Here is a 22,862-nt window from a genome sequence, read left to right as displayed (position 1 = left end):
ACTGCAGCGCGTCCGGGACACGGGAGTGCGCGAACTAAACCGGCTTCCCGGTATACGGCATCGACGCCGTCAGTCCGCCGTCCACCGGGAAGGCCTGGCCATTGACATACGACGCCTCGTCGCTGGCCAGGAACAATCCCATCGCGGCGAGCTCGTGCGGCTGGCCGGGGCGCTTGAGCGGATTGAGCTGGCCGATCTTGTCGGCGGTGCCGCGCTCCTTGGCGCGGTCGAAGATCGGTTTGGTCATGCCGGTCTCGATCAGGCCCGGGCACACCGCGTTGATGCGCACGCCGGTACCGGTGAGCGAATACGCCGTGGTCTGCACCAGGGAGATGACGCCGGCTTTGCTCGCGGCATAGGGATGTCCGCTGGCGCCGGCCTTGAGGCCCGCGACGGACGCGGTCAGCACGATCGCGCCGGACTGCTGCTTCACCATGTGCGGCATCGCATGCTTCACCGCGAGAAACGGCCCGATCAGATTGATGCGCAAGACCTCCTGCCACTGCTCGACGGTCTGCTCGCCGAGCGGGACGAGTCCGCCGCTGACGCCGGCATTGGCCCAGATCACGTCGAGCCGGCCGTGCGCCTTCACCGCCTTGTCGATCACGGCCATGACGTCCTTTTCGGAGCCGGCGTCCGCCACCATGGCTTCCGCGACACCGCCGGCCTTCTTCACCTCGTCGACCGTCTCCTTCACCGCCTCGGTGCGATCGACCGCGATCAGCTTGGCGCCTTCTCTCGTGAACAGCAGCGCGGCCGCGCGGCCGATGCCGCTGCCGGCACCGGTGATGATGACGGATTTGCCTTGCAGACGGCCCATGCGTTGTCTCCCTTCGGTTCGCACGCGACGCTTGCCGCGCGACGGAATTTCAAACAAGATTTCAAACGGTAAAGTGTCTTGAGACACGTTCGCTACTGACGTACAGCGACATCAAACGGGATGGAAGGGTTTCGATGGCAGGTGCAGACAAGCCCAAAGTGGTCACGACACGCTGGTGGTGGGTCCGTCACGCGCCCGTGCGCAATGACGGCGGCAACATCTACGGTCAGTCCGATCTCGCCTGCGACACCAGCGATACCTACGTCTTCAATGCTGTTGCCAAGGTGCTGCCACGCAAGGCGGTCTGGTATTCGAGCAATCTGATGCGCACGCATCAGACCGCCGAAGCGATCTGGGCGGCCGGCTTCCCGAGGCCCGCGTCGATGACATGGGAAGCGGACCTCGCCGAACAAAACCTCGGCCGCTGGCAGGGCATGAATCGCGCCGAGTTCATCGCCAGCCGTCCCGTCGGATCGAGCTGGTTTGCCGACATCAACGAGCCTGCGCCCGGCGGCGAGAGCTTCATGGACCTCTACAATCGCGCGCGCCGCGTCATCGAGCGGATCAATATCGAGGTAGCCGGGCAGGACGTGATCGCGGTCGCACATGGCGGCACCATCAAGGCGGCGCTGGGGCTGGCGCTCGACAATCAGCCGGAGCGGGGGCTTGCGTTCGATATCGACAATTGCTCGGTGACGCGGCTCGACTATTTCGCAAGCCCCGAGCGCAATGTCTGGCGGCTGCCGATGGTGAACCAGCAGCCGTGGATCGCGGACGATGCGCATGCGGCGATGCATCAACCCGCGGGACCGGAAGTCAAGAAGCTCGCCTGAGTGAGCTGTCATTCCGGGACGGTCCGCAGGACCGGCCCCGGAATCTCGAGATTCCGGGTTCGGCTTCGCCGCCCCGGAATGACAATGAACACGAAGATCAATCTGGGAGAGAAACATGACCTTGTTCGACATGAAGGGGAAAGTCGCCGTCATCACCGGCTCGACGCGCGGCATCGGCCTTGCGATCGCCGAGCGCATGGCCGAGCACGGCGCCAAGGTGGTGATCTCCTCGCGCAAGGCCGACGTTTGCGACCAGGTCGCGAAGTCCATCAACGACAAGTTCGGCAAGGGCACGGCCGTCGCGATCGCCGCCAACATCTCGTCGAAGGAAAACCTGCAAAATCTCATCGACGAGAGCAACCGCGCCTTCGGCAAGATCGACGTGCTGGTCTGCAACGCCGCATCGAACCCGTATTACGGTCCGCTCGCCGGCATCTCCGACGATCAGTTCAGGAAGATCCTGGACAACAACATCGTCGCCAACAACTGGCTGATCTCGATGGTGGTGCCGCAGATGATCGAGCGCAAGGACGGCTCGATCATCATCGTCTCCTCGATCGGCGGCCTGAAGGGCTCGACCATCCTCGGCGCCTACGCGATCTCGAAGGCCGCCGACATGCAGCTCGCGCGCAACCTGGCCTGCGAATATGGCCCGCACAACATCCGCGTGAACTGCATCGCGCCGGGCCTGATCAAGACTGATTTTGCGAAAGCGCTGTGGGACAATCCGGAGAATTTGAAAGCCTCGACCGCGCGTTCGCCGCTGCTGCGCATCGGCGTCCCCGACGAGATCGCGGGCGCTGCGGTGTTCCTGGGCTCGAAGGCCGGCGACTTCATGACCGGCCAGACCATGGTGATCGACGGCGGCGCAACGATCAGTTGAGGCCACAGTAGGTGTCATCGTCCGCGAAGGCGGACGATCCAGTGCTCCGCGGCCTTCGTTGGAGAGCTCGCTCTCACGACATCCGCCACGGAGTACTGGATGCCCCTCCTTCGCGGGGCATGACAGCGAGTGTGGAGGTGCGACGCTGCGACCAGGCGAAGCCCTCAATCCACCGCCGCGTACACCAGATCCCGCACCAGCGTTCGCGTAAAATCGCGCTGTCCCGGGCCCTGGCTCATGAACACGACGAACAGATCTTCCTTCGGATCGATCCAGAAGAACGTCCCCGCAATGCCGCTCCAGAAATACTGGCCGACGCTGCCGGGGAAGGGCGCGATGCCGGCCTCGCGGCGCACCGCGAAGCCAAGGCCGAAGCCATGGCCGGGCGAAAGGAGAGTGCCGTTGGTCACGACGTGAGGTCCGAGATGATCGGAGGCCATCAGCTCCAGCGTCTTGCGGCCGATGATCCTGTTGCCGTCGAGCGTGCCGCCGTTGCGCAGCATCAGCGCGAAGCGGGCATAGTCCATGGTGGTGGAGACGAGGCCGCCGCCGCCGGACTCCATGATTGGCTGCTCGAGCATGTTGAACAGCGCGACCTTGTCGCCGGTCCAGGGATCAACCGCGAACGGCTCGGCCAGCCGGCCCACATTGGCCTCAGCTGTCGCGAAGCCGGTCTCGGCCATCTGCAATGGCGTAAGAATGCGCTCAGCGAGGTACGCGCCGAGCGACTTGCCGCTGACAACCTCGATGATGCGACCGAGGATGTCGGTGGAGCGGCTGTAGTTGAACTCGTCGCCGGGATGGCAGACCAGCGGGAAGCTCGCCACCAGGGCGGCGTGCTCGACATTGGTGATCTTGCGGCTGCGCACCCGCGAGTCCTGGTAGAGCTTGTGCACGGGGCCGTCGCCCTGGTGCTCGTAGGTCAGGCCAGAGGTGTGGCGCAGCAGGTCCTGCACCGTCATCGGGCGCTTGGGCGGAACCAGTTCCAGCTTGCCGCCGCTGACCACGCCGACCGTTTGGTTGGCGAACTCCGGGATGAATTTCGCGACGGGGTCGCCAAGAATCAGGTGGCCGTCCTCGACCAGCGTCATGATGCCGACCGACACGATCGGCTTGGTCATCGAGAAGATGCGGAAGATCGAATCATGCGCCATCGGCGCTGCGCCCGTCGGGCTCTGTCTGCCGAGCGCCTCGAACCAGCCGACCTGGCCGTGCCGTGCCACCAGCACGGTGACGCCCGGCACGGTTCCCTTGTCGATCTCGCGCTTGAAGGCCTCAGACATGGCCTGGAGGCGAGGGCGCGACAGCCCGAGCGTCTCGGGGCGGGATTCCGGCAGAGGCGGGGTTTTCGGCGAGGTCGGGGGGCGGTGGGCGGCTGTCGCGGACGCTTGGGCAGTCGCAGAGGCTTGGGCAGTCATGGGCACTCCCGGTGCTTATTATTGTTCGGAGCAGACTGTGGCCCAGAAGGCGCGCCACAAACAAGCGAAGCCAGCGCGCTTCACCCTTGCAATCCGGCCTTGCAATCCGGCCGCCCCCTGTGCTTCAAAGCGGCCTGATCCGGGCGGCAACGCAGGGTCCGTAGGAGTGTAGCTCAATTGGTAGAGCACCGGTCTCCAAAACCGGGGGTCGCAGGTTCGAGCCCTGCCACTCCTGCCAGCGAAATCAAACACTTAGCTGGCGATCAGCCATCGCCCGGGTATTGTCGCCGGACGGCGTGAAACCTAACCGCTGACCTGCCGTTTCCAGATCGCCTCCGCAAGGGCGATGTCGGCCACGGAATCCTCGCCGGACGCCAGCGGCGTCCTCTGTTCCATGATATCGGCGACGAATGCATCGGCTTGACGCCGAAACGCCCAGCTCGTGTCGCGCGACAATCGCGTGCGTTGTCCTTGCTGATCGAGGATGACCTCCGCCTCCTGCTCGGCAAACGGTGGGGGCAATTCGATGGTCAGCTTGCCCCGCTCGAAGTCGATGCTCAGCCCCTCGCGCCAGACGCCTTCGGATCCATTCGCGAGTTGCAGCGCGCAGGCGATGCCGTCGAAGTCGAGTGTCACGGTCGCTGCGCCCGAGCTCTCGACGTTGCTTTCGGCGACTGCCGGCGAAGATCCGAGCACGTAGCGCGCGAGGTTGGTGATATGGCTGAACACGTTCAGAAAATTGTCGTAGCCGGGTCGCATCGCGCCCGGCATCCAGTCGGGGCCGTCCTGCCAGAGCTCGAGCCCGTCCGGCCGCACTTCGCCGGTCATGACGAAATTGTCCTGCGACCGGCCAGTGCTGCCGCCGAGGCACCAGCCTCGCGCGCCGACAATGCGTCCAAGCGATTGATTTGCTCGCAGGCGCGTCAACTCGGCCAGCGCGCGCGCCACGCCGGCATCGTGACGCTTCATGTAGCCGATGCTGTAGACGAGGTTGTGCCGCCGCGCCGCCTCGGCCAGTGAAACGGCCTGAGCCGTGGTGTAGGCCATCGGCTTCTCCGACAGCACGTGGCGGCCGCTGTTCAATGCATCCAGCACGATCGGGCCGGTGGCGCGACGCTTCGTCACGACGACGACGGCCGACACTTCGCTGTCCGCCAGCAGTTCCCGGTGCGTGCCGTAGATCCGCGCGATGTCGAATTTACGCGCCGCTGCGGCAGCGAGGTCGGGCCGGAGATCCGCGATCGCGACAACGCGGCAGGCGGGATTGGCGACGAAATTGGCGAGATGGCACATCTGGCCGACCATGCCCGTTCCGATGATGCCAATGCCCGGCCTCACTTGCTAGGATCCCTCGAAGCGTTTCCGGATAACAAGAAAATGTGCCGGCTGTCCCCAGGTGTTGATGAACGCCTGGTCGGATTGGGTGAGGGCGGTGACTGTGGAGGCATCCCGTCGCCGGATCGCGCCAAAGATGCGATGGAAGCTGTCGAGGGTCGCCACGATGGCGCCGATGTCGGACGCATCGTCGGCAAGAATGTCCGTCGCCGGTATCGTCTCGCGCAGCGAAGCGAGGTTCGCGATCACACGGGGCAGGCTATCGCCGAAGGGATCGTCGATCATCGCATCGACATCGAGAACCAATGTCTCGATCGAAGCCGCGATCGCGTCGACCGCTTCGGTCCGGCCGGCCAGATAGAGCTTCCGTCCGCCGAGAAAGCTCAGACGGCTGCGACCGAGATGGCGCGTCGCGCGGCGCAGCTTCTCGTCGTCGGAGAGGACCTTCTTGTGCCAGTAGACGTCCAGGCCGTCGCGATAGACGGGCCACCCCGAATGGATGTCGAATCCCTGCTCGTGCGCCGCCGTGCACAAGGCCCCTGCGTCGAGGAAGTAGCGGTGCCGGACGAAAGGATTTTCGAGCACGTCCATCAGCCAGGATTCGAAGCTGCGCGTATGCGGAATGCTGTTCCATTTCGGCTCAAACAACAGCTTCGCCGTCTCCAGCGCTGGACGGCCCGTCAGCACCTTGCCGGCTGCATGAATCGCCTTGAGCGCGAGCTCGAAGAAACCGCCGTAGCGCTCGTAGTAGGAAACGACGGCGTACCCGTCCGGATTGAGCAGCCGGTGAAAGATGCCGAGCCAAATTTCGCTCGGCTGCACCGTGTAGATGAAACCTTCGGCATCGATGATGTCGAAACAACGATCGCTGCGAAATCCTTCGACGTCGAACGACACGAGTTCGCGGAGACGTTGAGCCTTGTTGAAATGTGCGAAGTATGCCTGGATTTTCGCGTGCGCATGCCGGTTCGGCTCGGCGAGCGTCATGTTCGCGCCCCAGCCCGCAAACACCAGCGCGTTCTCGCCGGAATCGGGGCCGAATTCGAGCACGTCGGCGTCGCGGAACAACCGCGGCGGCAGCACCAGCTTGTCCGAAAACAACTCGCGCCGCAGGCCGGCATAGGCGTCGAGTTCGGCGGCGGATTTGAAATTCCCGAACGTCGGCAGGACGTCCTGACGTTCGTAATAGTTGAAGAGCTTGTCCTCAGCCATGCCGCGACCCTGCGGCGGCCTCTAGGCGATCGAGCTCGCTCCAGATGTCCGAGGGCGCGAAGATCGAAACCACGTGGAGCGGACGCTTCACGTTTTCGCGCAGCCGGCTGCCGACCTTGTCTTCGTTCTCCTGGTTCACGGCCAGAAGACAGACGAGCGGACCCGACTTGCCGGCGAGGTCCTCCGGCGGGCGGATCGGAATGCCGGTGCCGGGCAGGAACAAGCCCTGTCGCTCCTTCTGGTCGTCGACCGAGAGGTCGACGAGATCCGCAAGTTCATGGGCATTGGTGAAGGTGCAGGCGCGGCAGCCGGCGCCGTAGATGGCGATCTCGGCGCCGTTGGCGCGGGCCTGGGCGAGGATCGGGCGAAGACGCGCGCCGTACTCCCTGGCGCGCCGACCGAATTTCTCGCCGACGCCGGACGGCGCGGGCGGGGCCGTCACGTCGCGGGCGGCGCGTCGCGCTGCGATCGCGAGGCTGCCGCCGCTGAAATTGTATTTCTTCACCGAGACTGCTTCGAAGCCGTGGCGCGCCAGCAGCGCGAGCAGCGTTGGCTCGGTGAAATAGCTGACGTGCTCCTCCCAGAGGACGGAGAGGTCGCCGACCGCCGAGCCGGGCGCGAAATCAGGCACATCGATGAAGAGAAGCCCGTCGTCGCGCAGCGCGATTTTCACGCAGTCGAAAAAGTTCTCGAAATCGACGATGTGCTCCAGCACCTGGCGCGAGACGACGAGGTCGAACTTGCCGGCCTCTGCGACCGCGTCGTGACACAGCGCCGGGCTGATCATGTCGGCATAGACCTTGATGCCGCGCTCGCGGGCGATCTTGCCTGACACCGGGTTGGGCTCGACGCCCACCAAAACTTTCGCACCGCGTTCGCGAAGCCTGTCCATGAACAGGCCGTCGTTGCATCCGATCTCGAACACGGATTGATGGGGCGAGAATTTGGCGATGGTATCGAGTTCGTCGACCTGGTGCGGCTCCGGCTTCCAGCTGCTGAAATTGTAGTTGAACTGCCGGTACAGAATGTCGGGATCGATCGGCTTGACGATCTGGGGCAGGCCGCACTCGCCGCACGCCAGCACCTCGAACGGATACCGTTCGTCCTGTTCGTCGCGGCTGTGCCGAAGCCGATGCGCAATCGGCATCTGTCCGAGGTCGATCACCGGGCGCAAATTGGTCGAATGGCAGAGGCGGCAATGATCAGTCATCGGCAGGAACCTCTGCTGGAACGGCTCGTGAAGTATCGCGATGGGCCAGATGCTCCGCGGCGAGCGCACCAACCTTCGTAACGTAGTTCTGGACCTCGGCCACATCGCTGCCGTCGGGCGCCCAGTCCGGGAATGCCGTGCGGGAGGGATCGAACGGACCGGCGGTGGTTTCGTGAAACACCAGCCACTCCGAGGTGATCAGGATCGAGTGAAACACCTGCTCGGGCATGCGGTAATAGCAGCGCTTGCCCTGGCCGTACGGTGCCATCTCGAGCACGTCGCGAATGCGGCCGTCGTCCTCGAAGATCACGACCTGCGCAGTGCCCTCGATCAGGTGAAACGATTCAGGTTTGCCAAAGTGCTTGTGAGGCCGCACATAGGCCTCGCGATGATGCACGATCAGCATCTCGTGCAGGCCGGACGAGGGATCAGGATGCGTGCATAGCCGGCTGCGCAGACGCGGATTGCCCGCGGCGATGCGCTTCAGCTCCGCGATCGTGGCGTCGTTCGCCGTGACGATGGCGTCGTCCGAATAATACACTTCGGGATTTTGCGCTCGCAGCGAGGCCGGCCGGCGCAGGCCCGTTGCTTCATTCGAAGAAGATGAACCCATGGTCGCCCCGGTAGCCGCATTTGTCGTAGATCCAGGCCCACGTCTCCGGACCATGGAAACTCAGGCAGGTGAGCTGCCAGTAGAGCAGGTTCGCCTTCTCGCGCTCGTCGCGGAACGATTCCACCATCAGATATTTCGAGGCGCCGCGCCCCACGCGCTCGATCTCCGACACTGCTCGGAAGACGTCCTCGAGCGGAAGATTATGGAGCACGCCGAGCGACACCACGAGATCGAAGCTGTGGTCGGGGTAGGGGAGCTCGACGGCGCTGCCGACCTTCAATTGCGGTCGCACCTCTTCCTTGGCGTTGGCGATGCCATAGTCGGAGATGTCGATGCCGGCGATGGTGAGGCCGGGGACCAGCTGGGTGAATTCGTAGAGCAAATAGCCCTTGCCGCAGCCGACATCGAGCACGCTCATTCCGGGCTTGATGCCATAGCGGTCGATCAGGGTCTGGGCGAGCGGGCGCCACCGTCCGTCATAGCGGTAGCCGCCATAGCCATAGCGGCGGTCGCCGTCCCAGTAGTCGTGTCCCCATTGCCGCGCGATGGTGGCGGATTCCGCCTTATCGTGCTCGACGACCCGCTGAACGTAGTTCCGCTTGGTCGATGCGTGCATCGGCTGGAGCAGATTGATCTCGGTCATTGTCCTCAACCGGTCCGCGACATCGTCACAGGATGGTCGCGAATTTATTGACGAGCAGGATGTCCTCGACAGCCTGGATGTTGTCGCGCGAGCACAGCGTGATCTCCTCGACGGCCGCGTGCAGATCGCAGCCCTCGCTCAGCACGCGGTCGTAGATCTCCCGCCGCCGTGCCTCGTCGGGCGGCAGCATGAAGATGCTGTAGAGAATCAGGCCGCGCAATCGCGGCAGCTCGTCCAGGATGTCCTCAAGCACCATGTAGCTGCCGGGCATGGTGTGCTCGGCGGCGCTGAGCAGATAATGCAAATTCTTCCGCCGCGCGTAGTCGCGGATCACGATGTTCTGGACGTGCTGCGGGGTACGGCTGCCGTTCAGCGGCCGGGCGCCGATATAGCCGCGATGGCCGGCTCGCTCAGCCATGGAAGCCTCCCGGCAGCTTGTATTGCATGCCGACGCGTGTCGCCGGACGCAGCAGGATCGGTTCAAAGAATTCGCCGAATCGTTTGTCCGCGTAGGGCGACATGATGCTCTTGAAGCGGCAATTCATGCTCCAACGCGAGCCGGCTTCCTGGTTGACGCGATTGCCGTGCATCAGGGTCTGGTTGAACAGCATCACGTGACCGTAGGGAATCTCGATGAACGTCGCGTGCGGCTTGATGGTCTGGTAGAGTTCCTCGGCGCTGCGTAGGCTGGCCATCCGGTCCTGCATGTCGCCGTTCAGGGATGGCGGCAGCAGATACATCGATTTGGTGCGGTGGACGTCGACCAGCGGTACCCACACCACGACCTCGAACGGCGAGTCGCCCGACCAGACGTCGGAATGGGTGGCGAGGAGCGACGAATCGTCTCCGGGCAGCTGGATGCTGAGATTGACGCGGCGCTGCATGCAGAGCTCGTTGCCGACGATGGTCTCGATCGTCGAGCGCGCCAGACGGAAATAGGTCGGCCGGAACCAGGGCTCGGCGTTGAGGCCGTTGAAGACGTGCAACCGCAGGCCGTTGAGATCATCTACGCTCACCCGCGTGTGGATGGTGTCGAGCATCGCGTAGGGGGCGTTGCCGTGTGGCAGCTTCAGATAGTCCGCCGCGAGCTCGGCGGCGCGCCGCTGGATCCGGTCGAGCCCGGCGCGATCGTCGGCCGGCGTGGTGACGAAGCCGTCGTCGATGAAGCGTTGCGCCAGCGCCTGCTCATCGGCCTCGAGGAACGCGGTGTCCGTCATGCAAAATACTCCCGGGCCGTCGCGCAAACATAGCTGATATCCGAGGCCGAGAGGAATTGGTTGATGGGAAGCGTGAGGATCTGATCCGCCTGCTGCTCGGTCACCGGGAAGGCGCCGCGACCGTAACCCAGATGCGCCGCCGCCTCCTGGAGGTGGATCGGTACGGGATAGTGGATTGCGGTCTCGATGCCCTTGTCGGCAAGATGTTTCTGGAAGTCGTCGCGACGGTCCGTCTGCACGACGAAGGTGTGGAAGGTGTTGAACTCGATGTTGCGGCAAACCGGGATGAACAGGGGAAGGGCGGCAAGCTCGGCGCGGTATTGCGCGGCGTTGCGGCGCCGGCGTTCGATGACAGAGGGCAGGTGACGCAAGCGAATGCGAAGCACCTCGGCTTGGACAGTGTCGAGGCGTGACACGATGCCCCATTCCTGAACGTCACTGCGATTGATCAGACCGTGATTGCGCAGGCGGCGAATTTTCGCGGCAAGTTCGGCGTCGGCGGTGACGACGAAGCCGGCATCGCCCGCGGCATTGAGGTTCTTCAGCGGGTGGGCGGAGAAGCAGCCGAACGTTCCGATGGTTCCGCTCATCCGCCCGTCATAGGTCGAGCCGACGGCCTGCGCGCTGTCCTCGATCACGGCGAGAGCGTGCTTGGCCGCGATTGCCATCAGCGGGTTCATGTCGGCCATGCGCCCGGTCAGGTGCACCGGCATGATCGCCCTGGTCCGCGAGGTGACGGCGGCCTCGACTGCAGCGGGATCGATATTCTGGTCCGGCAGCACGTCCGCAAACACGGGCCTGGCGCCGACGGCGATGATAGCGGCGGTCGATGCCACGAACGAATTCGGCGGGGTGATCACCTCGTCCCCAGGACCGATGTTGAGCGCCCTCAACGAAAGGATCAGCGCATCGGTGCCGGAATTCAGCGTCACCACATGCGGCGAACCGAGACAGGTGGCGAGCTCCTCTTCGAGCTTCGCAACGGCCGCGCCGCCGATGAAATCGCCGCGCCGGAACACGCCCTCGACCGCCTGCATGATCTCAACGCGCTCTTCCTCGAATTGTGCGGGAAGATTGACGTAGCCGATGCGCCGGCGGCCGGTGTCAGCGTCCATGGCAGAACGTCCGAACGATCTCGATGACGCGGTCCTGCTGCGCCCGTGTCAGATGCTGGTCGACGGGGAAGCTGATGACTTCCCGGGCATGGCGGTCGGTGACCGGGAAGGTGCCCGGCGCGTAGCCGAGGTGTTTGAGGCCTTCCTGCTGATACAGCGGGATGGGATAGTGGATCTTCGCTTCGATGCCATTGTCCAGGCAATGTTTGTAGAGCTCGTCGCGGCGCTCGGCGAACACCATGTAGAGATGGTAGACGTGCTTCACGTTTGGGCGGCGCGGCGGAATGCGCAGGCCGGGCAGGCCGGCAAGGCCCGAATCGTAATAGGCCGCGTTCTCGATCCGACGGCGCGTGATCTCGCTGGTCTGGCCGATCAGCCAGTTGCCGACGACTGCCTGGAGGGAATCGAGCCGCGAATTGCAGCCGAGGATCGCGATCTCGTCGCGATTCTTCATGCCGTGGTTGCGGATCAGGCGAAGCCGCTCGTTCATCCCCTCGTCGTTGGTGACGACGACGCCGGCATCGCCCCAGACGTTGAGGTTCTTGAGCGGATGCAGGGAGAAGCCGGCTGCGATACCGTGGGTGCCGGACCGTTTTCCCGCGAACTCCGACAGGATGCCCTGGCAGGAATCCTCGACCACGGGAATGTTGCGACGCTGTGCGATCGCCATCAGCTTGCCCATGTCGGTGACCTCCCCCGTCAACTGAACCGGCATGATCGCCTTGGTCATCTCCGTGATCGCGGCTTCGACGTAGTCGACGTTCATGCAGAAGGAGTCGTCGCAGTCGACCAGCACCGGCGTCGCGCCGGTCTCGGCGATGGCGCCGACGGTGGCGATGAAGGTGTTCGCGGCCGTGATGACCTCGTCGCCATGGCCGACGCCGAGCGCCTTGAGCGGCAGCTTGAGCGCGTCGGTGCCCGATCCGACGCCGATGGCGTGACGCACGCCGATTAGCTCGGCAAAGCGCCGTTCGAATTCCGCGACCGGTTTCCCCAGGGTGAAGTCACCCGTCGCCACCAGTCGGCCGATCTCGGCCAGGATCGGTGCCGGGTCGGAGAATTGCTCGAGCAGATAGGAATATCGAACGTCGTGCATGGGGCCCGTCAGGTGGAATGAAGTTGAGGAGAGGAGGTGTGCGAGGCGGGGAGCGCGCGCGCGATCGAGGTCGTAATGGCGTCGGGGGACAGTCCGTGCTTCTTCAGCAGCGAGTCCTGCGATCCGTAATTGTGCATGAAGCGGTCCGGCAGCGACAACCGCAGCATTGGGGGAAGGCCGGAGCCGAGCTTGTCGATCAGCGCCTCCGCGACCGCGCTGCCGAGGCCACCGGAGGGCACGTGCTCCTCGAGCGTCACGAGCAGGCGGATCCCGCGCGCCGCCTGCAGCAGCGTCTCGGTGTCGAGCGGCTTGACGGTGTGCATGTGCAGGATGCCGGCGCGAATGCCTTGCGCTGCCAGCAGGTCGGCCGCAGCGAGTGCGCGCTGCAGCATGATGCCTGTCGTGACCATGACGACGTCGCCGGGCGGCCGCATCAGGATGGCCTTGCCGATCTCGAAGCCGTGCTCCGGCTTCGAGACGATTGCGTCGCCACCTTTGCCGAGCCGGATGTAGATCGGTCCCTTCCAGTCCAGCGTCTGTTCAATCATGCGCGCCGCCTCGTCGGCGTCGCACGGGCAGACCACCGTCATGTTCGGCAGCGCCCGCATGATGGCGATGTCCTCGATCGCTTGGTGAGTGGGGCCGAGCGGCGCGTAAACCAGCCCGCCGCCATTGGCGATCAGCCGCACCGGCAGATTGTGCAGGCAGAGATCGACGGCGACCTGCTCGTAGCAGCGGCGGGTGAGGAATGTCGCGATAGTGTTGACGTAGGGCACGAAGCCTTCCATCGCGAGACCGGCCGACATGCCGATGATGTGCGCTTCCGAAATGCCTTCGATCAGGTGGCGCTTGGGAAACTCCTTGCTCATCGCGCGCAAGGTACCTGCGCCGGGATCGGAGCCGATGTAGAGCACACGCTCATCGCCCGCGGCGAGCTTGTGGATCATGTTCATCGCGGTGTTGCGCATGAGGAGCCGATCAAAAATCCCCAACGGCGACGCGGATGGCGTCGAGCTCGCCGTCGGTGAGCTTGTTCTTATGATGCCAATCGGCGTTGGATTCCGCGGCCGGCAGACCCTTGCCCTTGACGGTATGGCAAATGATCGCGGTCGGTTTTCCCGGAACGGCCGGGACCTGCTTCAGGACGGTGCGCAGGGCGCCGACGTCGTGACCGTTGAGCTCCTGCACGGCAAAGCCGAAGCTGCGCCATTTGTCCGCGAGCGGTTCCAGCGGCAGGACGTAATCGGTGGGCCCGTAGCTCTGCAGCTTGTTGTAGTCGATCAGCGCGACAAGATTGTCGAGCCCGTGCTTGGCCGCGCCCATGGCAGCTTCCCACACCGATCCCTCGTTGATCTCGCCGTCGCCAAGAAGGACGAAGGTGCGGTAGGTCCGCTCGCGCATGCGGGCGGCGAGCGCCAGGCCGACACCGATCGACAGGCCGTGTCCGAGCGCGCCGGTCGAGGCCTCGACCCCCGGTACCATTCCGTATTCGGGATGTCCGCCCAAAATGCTGTCGGGGCCGCAGAAACCGTCCAGCTCCGACAGCGGAAAGAATCCGCGATCGGCCAACAGCGCATAGAGTGCCAGACACCCGTGTCCCTTGCTGAGGATCGCGCGGTCGCGGGCCGGATCGCGCGGGTTGTTCGGATCGATCCGCAGCACGTCGTCATAGAGTACGCGGACCATCTCGATCAGCGACAACGCCGGACCGACATGTCCGCGCCCCGCGGAGCGGACAGAACCGAGCACCAGGCGGCGCAGATAGAGGCTGCGCTCATCCAGCGTGCAGGTGAGGGCGGCTTCAGCGTGGGGTGAGATCTGGGTCACTCGGGTAAATGGGTGCGGCGAATCGTCTGGTGAAGCCGGCGGGCTTTGTCGAACTGACCGGCGAGGCGGATCCTAACATCGCTACCTTGCGCAGCCATTGCGCGCCGGGAGCGGCTGTCCGGCAAATAGGCGTTCAGGACAATCAGGCACCAGATTCCCTTGAACACAGGATGCAGTACGTCCCGTCGGATCGCAAACGCGTCATCGCTCGCCTCGAAGGCGCGCGACAGCCGTTCGATCAAGCGATTCGCGCTCGCTTCCGGCAGGTTGCTGCCGGGGTGAATGGCGGCGTCGGACACGAGTTTCACCGGATCGTCCCAGCCAAAATATTCGAAGTCGATGAATCGCAAGCGCCCGTCTTCTGCGCGCAGAGCGTTGTGCAGTCCGAAATCGGACGGACTCAGCGCGCGATGGGTGGGCGCAAGGTCCGCTGCGGGATCCCGACCTAGTTCCGCGTAGCGCCGGCGGAGCTGCCGAATCGCGACGTCGGTGCTGGGAACCAGGCTGCCTTCGAGGAACGCCCGCAGGTCGGGATGATCTTCCGAAGCTCGCCTCAATGCGTCCAGGCGCTGCTCGTACTGGGCGATGGCCGCTTCCGGCGAAAAGATGCTGGCGGAGGCGTTCCGCAAAGTCTGCGCGCCTTCGGCGTCGCGCAGCTTCTGCAGCCCGATGAGAAAATCGGCGAGCTGATCGGCATCGTCGCTTCGGGGGCGCAGCACCGCGGCCTCGCCGTCGAACCATTGGTACAGCGCGCAGAACGCATCTGCGTCCTTCGCGACCGGCTGCGGTGTCGACATGATGCCATGACGCGCCAGGAACGAGAGCGCATCATATTCCTGTCCCAGGCGATCGCGTCCGTCGGACGGATAATGCTTGAGGGCGAGGGGCGGTCCCTCCGCCATCTCCAGCCGAAACACCCTGTTGTTGCCGCCGGACCGTGCCGGCTGGGCGAACGCGACACGCGCACCGGCCAGGCGGCTGCCGATCGCCATCGCATCCGGCGCGGTGATGTCGGTCTCGCTCATGCTGCAAACACCTCGCGGCGGATATCGGCCCATGTCGCTATCGGCTTGCAGTGTTCGGGGTGGGGAGGCTGCGACCGCGTGAACAGGATCGATCGCGTGGCCTTCGGAAAATGCGGTTGCTCGAAGACGTCGACGAGATCGTCGATGAAAACGTCGAGCTTCAGGCTCTCGAGCCTCTCGACCTTGGCGGCCAGTGTGTTCTCGAAATAGACGTCGCCGGTGGTCAGCGCCGCATCCGCAGCGTCGATCAGGCTGGCTCCCCACAGCCAGCCGCGCGCCGCGTCGCGCAGGTCGGTGCGGTCGGGGTCCTGATGACCGAATCGGGTCTTGTGGCTGACGATGCAGACCTTCGAGCCGGCCCGCTTGCACGCCGCCAGGAATTCCCGCACGCCCGGATAGATTTCGGCGCCGCCAATTCCCTTGCCGTAGACGAAGCCTTGCAGTCCTTGCCAGGCGAGTTCGCCGCCCGCGCGGGACCGGAGATGATCCCGTAGGTCGGTCTTCAGCCCCTCCCACCCTTCCGGCACCAGCCCACGCTGACGTGCGACGGCGGCAAAGACCTTATCGTAGCAGATGATCGTGTTGTCGAAATCGATGCCGATCCGCACGCCGCTCACTTCAGGCTGATGTTCTGCATCATCTTGATGTTGAAGTACCGGGGATCGTCGAGCGAGTTCGGCAGGTGGCCGGCCTTGAAAGCGTCAACGAGGCCGGACACGGCCTGCTCGATCGTGTGGGACGGCGCAAAGCCGAGCTCGCGCCGGATCTTCTCCGAGGAGACGTGGTAGGAGCGGAGATCGTCGGTCGGCTCGACGACGACGTCGACATTGCTGCCTACCACCGACTTGACGATATCGGCGATCTTCATCAGCGAGTGGTTCTCGTAGCCGATATTGTAGGTCTTGCCGTCGATCTTTGCGTCATCCTGCTGGAGCAGGAACAGATAGGCCGCTGACATGTCGTCGATGTGCAAATTGGGCCGGCGCTGCGTTCCGCCGAACACACGGATGCGGCCGTTGTTGACCGCGAGATTGGTCAGGATGTTGACGACGACGTCGAGCCGCTGCCGAGGTGCGTAGCCGCAGACGGTGGCGGGGCGAACCGTGCAGGCGACGAATCCGGACGCGGCTTCGTCGGCAAGGTCGGTCTCGCACATCGCCTTGAATTTCGAGTAGTCCGTGAGCGGCTCGCAGGACAGGTCCTCGGTCACCTCGGCTTCGTCCTTGATGCCGTAGACGCTGGACGATGAGGCATAGATGAAGCGCTTGATGCCCGCCTTCTTGGCGGCGCGCACCATCGGCCGGAAGCAGTCGTAGTTGATGGACTTGCCGAGCCCCGGGTCCAGCTCGAACGACGGGTCGTTGGAGATGCAGGCGAGGTGGATCACGGCGTTGTTGCCGCGCAGGGCCTCGTTGATCGCGGCTTCGTCACGGATGTCACCCTTGATCAGGCGCAAATTGGGGTTGTTGCGGACAGCATCGAACACGTCCTCGCCATACATGAACAGGTCGAGCACGGTGACCTTGTGGCCCGCAGCGAGCAACTGGGGGACCAGCACGCTACCCACATAGCCTGCCCCCCCGGTGACCATCACATTCCATTTTCGACCAATCACTGTCGTTCTCCAGTATCTGGCGTCGCGCTACTTCAACAACGCGGTGACGAACTTGACCAGCGGCACCTTCTCGACCGAACTGCGGTGGCCGACGATTCCGACCTTGATCGCGCCGGCTGCGTTGCCGATGAAGGCGACGTCCTCGATATTGCCGCCGGCGGCAACCAAAGGCGCGGTGATCGTCAGGAAGGCGTCGCCCGCGCCGACGGTATCGACGACGGTCTTGGTGAATGCGGGGACGCGCGCGACGCCGGTTTTCGACGAGAAGGGGTAGCAGCCGAAGGAGCCGTGCGTGATGATCATGTTGTCGCAGTCGATCTTGCCGTGCAGGCCGGCCTCGATCACGGACGCGATGTCGCTGAACTTGTCGCTTGCAGCCAGACGCGCCTCCGGCGCGTCGATGCAGATGTAGTCCGCCCGCGGATATCTCGTGATCAGGTTGTAGCCGTGATTGCCGCTGTTGCTCTGGGCATTAACTGCCAGGAACTTGGAGTTGGCGATCAGGGCGTCGATCGTGCTCGACGCGATCATGCCGTGACCGAAATCCGTGGCGATCACTACGTCCGCGCCACGCACGCGCTCCGTCGTGATGCGGTCGATCTCCTTCCGATCGGCCTCGTCGAGCGGCGTGTCGTCCATGGTGTAGACTTCGAACAGCTTGTGCAGATATCCCAGCTCGACGTACCGCGATTTGCGGGTCGTCGGACGGCCCTGAAGGCGGATTGGCGTCAACGTGACGTTCGGGCGGACATGCGCCCGAACGAACTCCTCAGGGTAGTCGTTGCCACCCAGCGTCGTGACGACCTCCACTGACCTGCAGAAGCTCGCGACATGATTCGCCGCGGCAATGACGCCGCCGGCAAATTGCTCGCCGTTCTTGAACAGCGTGGCGACGATGTTTTCCTTCGAGGCCTTTCCGAGCGCCGTGACGTACTGGTATTCGTCGATGATGGTGTCGCCGACCAGCACGACGTGCATGTCCTGCACCTTGTCGATCAGCTTCAGCAGGCGATCGGCGCCGCCGCCTTCACGGACCTTTTGCAGGTAGTCGCGGAGGGGAGGATCGTAGATGTCGAAATACCGGTTCACCAGCGACGAGGAGCTGAATGTCACGTCGCGCGTGAACACGATGCGCCCGCCGTGACGCTCGACGGCGTCGCGCTCGGTCCGGATCTTGCCGGTTACGTCGTCTTCGGGGTTTTCATAGTCGGACCCCTTCACATAGATGTCCGGCCGCACCGTGTCCAGGATCGGCTCGGCGCTGGAGGTGTGATTGATGCCGACCCAATCGACGGTCGCGAGCGAGGCCAGCATCTCGGCCCGCATGTTTTCGGGGAAGATCGGCCGACCGGGTCCCTTGTTGACGTAACGGTCGGCGGTGATCGTGACCATGACGACGTCGCCCTCGTTGCGCGCCGCCTGGATGTGTCTGATATGGCCGAGATGCACGAGGTCGAAGACGCCGTGGCAGAGTGCAACCTTCCGGCCCCGCGCTTGCGCGGAGCGCGCGATCTCGCCCAGTTCCTCGATTGTCTTGATCTTTTCGTGCTCCGCCAGTTGGTCGTTCAACGCGGGATTGTCGGTCGGAATATAGCCCATGTGAATAACCTAAAGCGCCAGCCGGCCTCAGCCGGGCGGCCCGGGATTGAACGATTCGCGGTAACGATACCTGGCGAACCTGTTCACTGGCTTGCCTTCTGCGGCGCGCCGGACGCCTAGTCGTTGTTGTCTCCCAGATATTTGAACCAGTCCTTCGTGGCGTCCGCGATCTTGTCCACCGTCCACAGGGGGGCGTCCTTATACTGATCCATCGACTTCAGCATCGTCGCGACCCCGTCCTCAAAATTTACCTTCGGCGCCCATTTCAGGATCTGCTTGATCTTGGTGATGTCGGCATAGGTGCAATCGGGCTCGCCGGGACGCTTGGGAATGTGGACCTTGTCGCCGCGGAGAAGCTCGACCAGCCGGTTGACACTGTAGGTGTTGTCGGAGCCGACGTTGAAACTTTCGTTCGTGACCTCGGAGCGCGCGGCGGTCACGAAAGCATCGGCGACGTCACTGACGAAGGTGAAGTCGCGGGTCTGCTCGCCGTCGCCGACCACCGTGAAGGGCTTGCCGGCGAGCTTCTGCGCCATGAACACGCCGAACACGGCGCCGTAGGTGCCCGTGGTGCGATGGCGCGGCCCGTACACGTTGAACAGGCGCAGCGCGACCGCGGGCAGCTTGTAGACCTGGCACCAGTGCATGACGCACTGCTCGCCGAGATTCTTGGTGAGGGCATAGGGATACATCGGCCGGATCTCGGCGCCTTCCGGCGTCGGATAGACGTCGGGAATTCCGTAGCAGGAGGACGACGCGGCATAAACGAAGCGGCTGACGCCGGCCTGCCGTGCAGCCTCGAGAACGTTCACCGTGCCGTCGACATTGGCGCGGTGATACGGGATCGGGGACTCGATCGAGGGGACGATGTCGGCCAGCGCGGCGAGATGAAACACCCAGTCGATGCCGTCGAAATGCGGCTTGATCGATTCGAGTTCGGTGACGTCGGCCCGCACGATCTTCAGTCGATCAGGATCGACGCGCGAGGACAGATTTTCGGGGCGTCCGATCACGAAATTGTCGAGCGCGACGACCTCATGGCCGTCGTCGAGGAGGCGGTCGACGAGGTGACTGCCGATGAAGCCCGCGCCACCGGTAACGATGCATTTCATAGGAACATCCGTGATGCGAATGCCCAGCGAAATAGGCCCGCCAATGTTGAGTGAAGGTGGAAACCGAATCGGCTGTTGGTCGACTTCGATGGTAATATAGCTTTGCAATCGCTGGTGATAGCCGGTATCAGGGCGTCATGTCGCCGTCGAGCCGCGAGCCCATGCCTGCCGAGTCCGTCGATCCCGATCACAAGGCTTTCCTTGACGACTACGTAGGGCGCCTCCATCGCGCGACGGCAATTGACGACGGGGTTTTCGCCAGGATTTCCGTCACCCGCACGGCCTGGTTGCGCGCGCGCGAGCAGGGCGGCCGCGTCATCTTCATCGGCAATGGCGGCTCGGCCGGGATCGCTTCCCATCTCGCAATCGATCTGGCGAAGAACGCATCGGTGCCCGCACTCTGCTTCAGCGATGCCAGCATGATGTCGTGCCTTGCCAATGATTACGGTTTCGAGGACTGGCTCGCGCATGCCGTGAGGCTGAGCGCCCGCGCCGGCGACTGCCTCGTCGCGATCAGCTCGTCGGGACGCTCGAAGAACATTCTCAATGCGGTCGCGCAGGCGCGGGCGATGAAGCTCGATGTGATCACGCTGTCGGGCATGAACGCGGAGAATCCGCTGCGCAATCTCGGCGACGTCAATTATTACGTCGACAGCCGCAGTTACAACATCGTCGAGACCACGCATCAGTTCTGGATGATGGCCGCGATCGACCTCATCATCGGTCGCGCGGAATATCCGGCGTCCTGAGGCGGTGCCGTCGATCTGATCACCACAGGGTGAGATTGCCTCACCTGTTCGCATGTCTCCGTCTTACGGTCCTACGATGAAAAACCTGTTCTACGTCCGTCATACCTGCCGCCTCTGTCATTCGGACAAGCAAGAGCTTGTCGTCCCGATGGCCGGCATGCCCATTGGCACGCCGAACTTCCAGGTGCCGGATGCAAGCGTCGACGATCCGGTCTTTCGGGCCGCGGTGCCGATGGCGCTGCACCTGTGCGCGGACTGTGGCCATCTGCAGATTCTCCATGTCGGCAATCCGGAGATCCAGTACCGAAATTACGTTTATACCACCTCGCTCTCGCTTGGCTTGCGGGAGCACTTTGCAGGCTATGCCAACGACGTCGTCAGCAGGTTCGCCATCGCGCCTGGCTCGCTGGTCGTCGAGCTCGGCAGCAACGACGGATCGCTGCTCGGTTTCTTTAGGGAGCGCGGCATGCGGGTGCTGGGCGTCGATCCCGCCGTCGACATCGCACGGCGTGCGACGGAAGCGGGGATCGAGACCATCGGCGATTTCTTCACCGATGCCATCGGTCGCCGCATCCTGCAAAGCCACGGCGCGGCCGGTGTCGTGATCGCCAACAACATGATCGCCAATGTCGACAATCTCGACCCGCTGGTCATCGGAGTTCGCGACGTGCTTGCGCCGGACGGGCTGTTCGTTTTCGAAACGCAGTATGGCGTCGACGTCACCGAGAAGAACCTTCTCGACACCGTCTACCACGAGCATCTGTCGTATTTTAACATCAAGCCGCTGACGCGCTTCTTCGCGCGACTCGGCATGGAAGTGATCGACGTCCAGCACATCGAGACCAAGGGCGGCTCGATCCGGGTGACGGTGCAGCGTGCCGGCGGCGCGAAGAAGTCGTCCGCGGAAGTCGCGCGCTTCATCGCCGAGGAAGACCGGCTCGGCGTCGACCGGCCAGCCTACTATGTGCCCTATGCGAAGAGGATCGCCGCCATCCGCGACGAGCTGGTCGCGATGGCCGATGCCGCCCATGCGCGCGGCCAGCTCGTGGCCGGCTACGGCGTCTCGGTCGGTACCACGACCCTGCTGCCGCAGTTCGGCCTGGAGAACAAGATCGACTTCCTGGTGGACGACGACCCCAAGAAGGGGAACGTGATGGCCGGCCCGGGGTACGACATCCCGATTCTGCCGCCCGCCGCCCTTTACGAGCGCAAGCCAGCGTTCGTCGTCGTCTTTGCCTGGCGCTACGTGGACCCGATCCGGGCCAAGCATGCCGGCTATTTCGCCGAGGGCGGAAAGTTCGTTGTGCCGTTGCCGGGCATTTCGACGATCGACCAGGCCGGCTGACCTTGAGAAGCGCTAAAGGGGCGGCAGGTGAGGGGCCCGGCGGTGTCATCCTGCAAGGAACCGGCTGCGGCCTTGGGACGGCGCATTGCAGGCGGCGGATAAGCCCTTGATCGGCCTGATCTCTGGTCGGTCGCCCGCGGAGGTCGTTTTACCCGCGCCGGCCCTCTCTATCTTGACCTTTGGTCCCATCCGCAGTAGATACCCCGCACTCGCAGCCGGCCCGTTAGACGCGGATCTCCGGCGCGGCTTTGAAATCCCCGAACAATCGAGCCCGGTTTCCGGCTCATCCTTCGAGACAGAGGGCTGGGCCAACGGCGGCTGTTCGGATCCCTGAAATTCATTCGCGTCTGTCGACGGACGTTGGACATCAAACGATGGCAGTCAGCCCGTTCAAGTTCTTGCAGGAAGTGCGCTCGGAGACCGCCAAGGTCACCTGGCCGACCCGCCGCGAGACCACGATCACCACTATCATGGTGTTCGTCATGGTCGCCGTGGCCTCGATCTTCTTCTTCGCCGCCGACCAGATCATCCGTTACCTCATCACCTTCCTTCTGGGCATTCACTGATGGCAACAGCAACGGCTCAATTGTCTGACAAGCGCTGGTACATCGTCCACGCCTATTCGAACTTCGAGAAGAAGGTCGCCGAATCGATCCGCGAGCAGGCCAAGCAGCGCGGGCTCGAGGAGCTGTTCGAGCTGGTGCTGGTTCCGACCGAGAAGGTCACGGAAGTGCGCCGCGGCCGCAAGATCGACGCCGAGCGCAAGTTCTTCCCGGGTTACGTGCTGGTGAAGATGAAGCTGACCGACGAGGCGTTTCATCTGATCAAGAACACGCCGAAGGTGACCGGCTTCCTCGGCGCCGAGAACAAGCCAATGCCGATCTCGGAAGCCGAGGCCATGCGCATTCTGCACCAGGTCCAGGAGGGCGTGGAGCGGCCGAAGGCGTCGGTGTCGTTCGAGATCGGCGAGAACGTGCGCGTGGCCGATGGCCCGTTTGCCTCGTTCTCGGGTGTGGTCGAGGAAATCGACGAGGCGCGCTCGCGCGTGAAGGTCGCCGTGTCGATCTTCGGCCGCGCCACGCCGGTCGAACTGGAATTCGGTCAGGTCGAGAAGGTCTGATCGGGTAGGCGTGGGGCTTCGGTCTCGCGCAACAAGAGGCCGTGGGAGGGAGAGGGCGGTTGCCAGCCGCATCCG

The 22,862-nt window shown here is 63.8% G+C and carries 24 protein-coding genes and 1 tRNA gene; 7 read left to right on the top strand and 18 right to left on the bottom strand.

Annotation, left to right across the window (positions count from 1 at the left end; translation table 11 throughout):
- Positions 1-34 precede the first annotated feature (34 nt).
- Positions 35-820 carry an SDR family NAD(P)-dependent oxidoreductase gene (locus AC0L3S_RS22075; protein ID WP_473281209.1) on the bottom strand — a complete coding sequence of 262 codons (786 nt, stop codon included), beginning with the start codon at positions 818-820 and terminating at the stop codon, positions 35-37.
- 134 nt (positions 821-954) lie between these two features.
- Between AC0L3S_RS22075 and AC0L3S_RS22070 the strand changes: the two genes are divergently transcribed.
- Both AC0L3S_RS22070 and AC0L3S_RS22065 read left to right on the top strand, forming a co-directional pair.
- Positions 955-1,653 (top strand): histidine phosphatase family protein, encoded by a 699-nt coding sequence (locus tag AC0L3S_RS22070; protein WP_473281207.1) that lies wholly within the window; start codon positions 955-957, stop codon positions 1,651-1,653.
- 115 nt (positions 1,654-1,768) lie between these two features.
- Positions 1,769-2,536, top strand: coding sequence for an SDR family NAD(P)-dependent oxidoreductase (locus AC0L3S_RS22065; RefSeq protein WP_204511535.1), 768 nt, complete (start codon positions 1,769-1,771; stop codon positions 2,534-2,536).
- Positions 2,537-2,700: 164 nt separating this feature from the next.
- Here the strand turns inward: AC0L3S_RS22065 and AC0L3S_RS22060 are convergent, their stop codons facing one another.
- Positions 2,701-3,954, bottom strand: a complete 1,254-nt coding sequence (locus tag AC0L3S_RS22060) for a serine hydrolase domain-containing protein (RefSeq protein WP_473281205.1) — start codon at positions 3,952-3,954, stop codon at positions 2,701-2,703.
- Positions 3,955-4,116: 162 nt separating this feature from the next.
- Here AC0L3S_RS22060 and AC0L3S_RS22055 point away from each other — a divergent pair.
- Positions 4,117-4,192: transfer RNA gene (locus AC0L3S_RS22055), tRNA-Trp, on the top strand.
- Positions 4,193-4,257: 65 nt separating this feature from the next.
- Here AC0L3S_RS22055 and AC0L3S_RS22050 read toward each other — a convergent pair.
- The 16 genes from AC0L3S_RS22050 to AC0L3S_RS21975 form a co-directional block, all read right to left on the bottom strand.
- Positions 4,258-5,292 (bottom strand): Gfo/Idh/MocA family protein, encoded by a 1,035-nt coding sequence (locus AC0L3S_RS22050; RefSeq protein ID WP_473264007.1) that lies wholly within the window; start codon positions 5,290-5,292, stop codon positions 4,258-4,260.
- A 3-nt stretch (positions 5,293-5,295) separates the two neighbouring features.
- Positions 5,296-6,501 carry a class I SAM-dependent methyltransferase gene (locus AC0L3S_RS22045; protein WP_473281203.1) on the bottom strand — a complete coding sequence of 402 codons (1,206 nt, stop codon included), beginning with the start codon at positions 6,499-6,501 and terminating at the stop codon, positions 5,296-5,298.
- Positions 6,494-7,711 (bottom strand): class I SAM-dependent methyltransferase, encoded by a 1,218-nt coding sequence (locus AC0L3S_RS22040; protein ID WP_473281202.1) that lies wholly within the window; start codon positions 7,709-7,711, stop codon positions 6,494-6,496. The genes AC0L3S_RS22045 and AC0L3S_RS22040 overlap by 8 nt, the downstream gene beginning before the upstream one ends.
- A complete protein-coding gene (locus AC0L3S_RS22035; protein WP_473281200.1) occupies positions 7,704-8,324 on the bottom strand; it encodes a WbuC family cupin fold metalloprotein in 621 nt (206 codons plus the stop codon). Before AC0L3S_RS22035 ends, AC0L3S_RS22040 begins: the two co-directional genes overlap by 8 nt.
- The gene (locus AC0L3S_RS22030) at positions 8,302-8,967 is read right to left on the bottom strand and encodes a class I SAM-dependent methyltransferase (protein WP_473281199.1); all 666 of its coding nucleotides are present in this window, start codon (positions 8,965-8,967) and stop codon (positions 8,302-8,304) included. The genes AC0L3S_RS22035 and AC0L3S_RS22030 overlap by 23 nt, the downstream gene beginning before the upstream one ends.
- 25 nt (positions 8,968-8,992) lie before the next feature.
- A complete protein-coding gene (locus tag AC0L3S_RS22025) occupies positions 8,993-9,385 on the bottom strand; it encodes an LIC12192 family sporadic carbohydrate cluster protein (protein WP_473264002.1) in 393 nt (130 codons plus the stop codon).
- Entirely contained in the window at positions 9,378-10,184 is an 807-nt protein-coding gene (locus tag AC0L3S_RS22020) for a sporadic carbohydrate cluster 2OG-Fe(II) oxygenase (RefSeq protein WP_473264001.1), read from the bottom strand. The genes AC0L3S_RS22025 and AC0L3S_RS22020 overlap by 8 nt, the downstream gene beginning before the upstream one ends.
- Positions 10,181-11,299 (bottom strand): DegT/DnrJ/EryC1/StrS family aminotransferase, encoded by a 1,119-nt coding sequence (locus AC0L3S_RS22015; RefSeq protein ID WP_473281197.1) that lies wholly within the window; start codon positions 11,297-11,299, stop codon positions 10,181-10,183. The genes AC0L3S_RS22020 and AC0L3S_RS22015 overlap by 4 nt, the downstream gene beginning before the upstream one ends.
- Positions 11,289-12,395, bottom strand: a complete 1,107-nt coding sequence (locus AC0L3S_RS22010) for a DegT/DnrJ/EryC1/StrS family aminotransferase (protein ID WP_473281195.1) — start codon at positions 12,393-12,395, stop codon at positions 11,289-11,291. The genes AC0L3S_RS22015 and AC0L3S_RS22010 overlap by 11 nt, the downstream gene beginning before the upstream one ends.
- 8 nt (positions 12,396-12,403) lie before the next feature.
- On the bottom strand, positions 12,404-13,363 hold the full coding sequence (locus tag AC0L3S_RS22005) for a transketolase family protein (protein ID WP_473281193.1): 960 nt from the start codon (positions 13,361-13,363) through the stop codon (positions 12,404-12,406).
- A gap of 10 nt (positions 13,364-13,373) precedes the next feature.
- Entirely contained in the window at positions 13,374-14,222 is an 849-nt protein-coding gene (locus AC0L3S_RS22000) for a transketolase (RefSeq protein ID WP_473281191.1), read from the bottom strand.
- Positions 14,219-15,247 (bottom strand): aminoglycoside phosphotransferase family protein, encoded by a 1,029-nt coding sequence (locus tag AC0L3S_RS21995; protein ID WP_473281189.1) that lies wholly within the window; start codon positions 15,245-15,247, stop codon positions 14,219-14,221. The genes AC0L3S_RS22000 and AC0L3S_RS21995 overlap by 4 nt, the downstream gene beginning before the upstream one ends.
- On the bottom strand, positions 15,244-15,855 hold the full coding sequence (locus tag AC0L3S_RS21990) for an HAD family hydrolase (protein ID WP_473263995.1): 612 nt from the start codon (positions 15,853-15,855) through the stop codon (positions 15,244-15,246). The genes AC0L3S_RS21995 and AC0L3S_RS21990 overlap by 4 nt, the downstream gene beginning before the upstream one ends.
- A gap of 5 nt (positions 15,856-15,860) precedes the next feature.
- Positions 15,861-16,862 carry an NAD-dependent epimerase/dehydratase family protein gene (locus AC0L3S_RS21985; RefSeq protein WP_473263994.1) on the bottom strand — a complete coding sequence of 334 codons (1,002 nt, stop codon included), beginning with the start codon at positions 16,860-16,862 and terminating at the stop codon, positions 15,861-15,863.
- A gap of 27 nt (positions 16,863-16,889) precedes the next feature.
- Positions 16,890-18,461 carry a PfkB family carbohydrate kinase gene (locus tag AC0L3S_RS21980; RefSeq protein ID WP_473281187.1) on the bottom strand — a complete coding sequence of 524 codons (1,572 nt, stop codon included), beginning with the start codon at positions 18,459-18,461 and terminating at the stop codon, positions 16,890-16,892.
- A gap of 116 nt (positions 18,462-18,577) precedes the next feature.
- Positions 18,578-19,573, bottom strand: coding sequence for an SDR family oxidoreductase (locus AC0L3S_RS21975; RefSeq protein WP_473281186.1), 996 nt, complete (start codon positions 19,571-19,573; stop codon positions 18,578-18,580).
- 161 nt (positions 19,574-19,734) lie between these two features.
- Here AC0L3S_RS21975 and AC0L3S_RS21970 point away from each other — a divergent pair, with 161 nt between their 5' ends.
- The 4 genes from AC0L3S_RS21970 (at position 19,735) to nusG (ending at position 22,787) form a co-directional block, all read left to right on the top strand.
- On the top strand, positions 19,735-20,322 hold the full coding sequence (locus AC0L3S_RS21970) for an SIS domain-containing protein (protein WP_473263991.1): 588 nt from the start codon (positions 19,735-19,737) through the stop codon (positions 20,320-20,322).
- A 76-nt stretch (positions 20,323-20,398) separates the two neighbouring features.
- A complete protein-coding gene (locus tag AC0L3S_RS21965; RefSeq protein WP_473263990.1) occupies positions 20,399-21,667 on the top strand; it encodes a methyltransferase domain-containing protein in 1,269 nt (422 codons plus the stop codon).
- Positions 21,668-22,041: 374 nt separating this feature from the next.
- Positions 22,042-22,233, top strand: coding sequence for a preprotein translocase subunit SecE (gene secE / locus AC0L3S_RS21960; protein WP_007611620.1), 192 nt, complete (start codon positions 22,042-22,044; stop codon positions 22,231-22,233).
- Positions 22,233-22,787, top strand: a complete 555-nt coding sequence (gene nusG / locus AC0L3S_RS21955; RefSeq protein ID WP_007602985.1) for a transcription termination/antitermination protein NusG — start codon at positions 22,233-22,235, stop codon at positions 22,785-22,787. The genes secE and nusG overlap by 1 nt, the downstream gene beginning before the upstream one ends.
- Positions 22,788-22,862 lie beyond the last annotated feature (75 nt).

The sequence above is a fragment of the Bradyrhizobium sp. Ken01 genome, assembly GCF_055807355.1.
Note: the sequence above shows the minus strand (reverse complement) of the source record. Positions and strands in the feature narration are given on the sequence as shown.

Coding starts and splice junctions, on each gene's coding strand:
- AC0L3S_RS22075 (WP_473281209.1), bottom strand. CDS start 820: ATGGGCCGTCTGCAAGGCAAATCCGTCATCATCACCGGTGCCGGCAGC.
- AC0L3S_RS22070 (WP_473281207.1), top strand. CDS start 955: ATGGCAGGTGCAGACAAGCCCAAAGTGGTCACGACACGCTGGTGGTGG.
- AC0L3S_RS22065 (WP_204511535.1), top strand. CDS start 1,769: ATGACCTTGTTCGACATGAAGGGGAAAGTCGCCGTCATCACCGGCTCG.
- AC0L3S_RS22060 (WP_473281205.1), bottom strand. CDS start 3,954: ATGACTGCCCAAGCCTCTGCGACTGCCCAAGCGTCCGCGACAGCCGCC.
- AC0L3S_RS22045 (WP_473281203.1), bottom strand. CDS start 6,501: ATGGCTGAGGACAAGCTCTTCAACTATTACGAACGTCAGGACGTCCTG.
- AC0L3S_RS22040 (WP_473281202.1), bottom strand. CDS start 7,711: ATGACTGATCATTGCCGCCTCTGCCATTCGACCAATTTGCGCCCGGTG.
- AC0L3S_RS22035 (WP_473281200.1), bottom strand. CDS start 8,324: ATGGGTTCATCTTCTTCGAATGAAGCAACGGGCCTGCGCCGGCCGGCC.
- AC0L3S_RS22030 (WP_473281199.1), bottom strand. CDS start 8,967: ATGACCGAGATCAATCTGCTCCAGCCGATGCACGCATCGACCAAGCGG.
- AC0L3S_RS22025 (WP_473264002.1), bottom strand. CDS start 9,385: ATGGCTGAGCGAGCCGGCCATCGCGGCTATATCGGCGCCCGGCCGCTG.
- AC0L3S_RS22020 (WP_473264001.1), bottom strand. CDS start 10,184: ATGACGGACACCGCGTTCCTCGAGGCCGATGAGCAGGCGCTGGCGCAA.
- AC0L3S_RS22015 (WP_473281197.1), bottom strand. CDS start 11,299: ATGGACGCTGACACCGGCCGCCGGCGCATCGGCTACGTCAATCTTCCC.
- AC0L3S_RS22010 (WP_473281195.1), bottom strand. CDS start 12,395: ATGCACGACGTTCGATATTCCTATCTGCTCGAGCAATTCTCCGACCCG.
- AC0L3S_RS22005 (WP_473281193.1), bottom strand. CDS start 13,363: ATGCGCAACACCGCGATGAACATGATCCACAAGCTCGCCGCGGGCGAT.
- AC0L3S_RS21995 (WP_473281189.1), bottom strand. CDS start 15,247: ATGAGCGAGACCGACATCACCGCGCCGGATGCGATGGCGATCGGCAGC.
- AC0L3S_RS21980 (WP_473281187.1), bottom strand. CDS start 18,461: ATGGGCTATATTCCGACCGACAATCCCGCGTTGAACGACCAACTGGCG.
- AC0L3S_RS21975 (WP_473281186.1), bottom strand. CDS start 19,573: ATGAAATGCATCGTTACCGGTGGCGCGGGCTTCATCGGCAGTCACCTC.
- AC0L3S_RS21970 (WP_473263991.1), top strand. CDS start 19,735: ATGCCTGCCGAGTCCGTCGATCCCGATCACAAGGCTTTCCTTGACGAC.
- AC0L3S_RS21965 (WP_473263990.1), top strand. CDS start 20,399: ATGAAAAACCTGTTCTACGTCCGTCATACCTGCCGCCTCTGTCATTCG.
- secE (WP_007611620.1), top strand. CDS start 22,042: ATGGCAGTCAGCCCGTTCAAGTTCTTGCAGGAAGTGCGCTCGGAGACC.
- nusG (WP_007602985.1), top strand. CDS start 22,233: ATGGCAACAGCAACGGCTCAATTGTCTGACAAGCGCTGGTACATCGTC.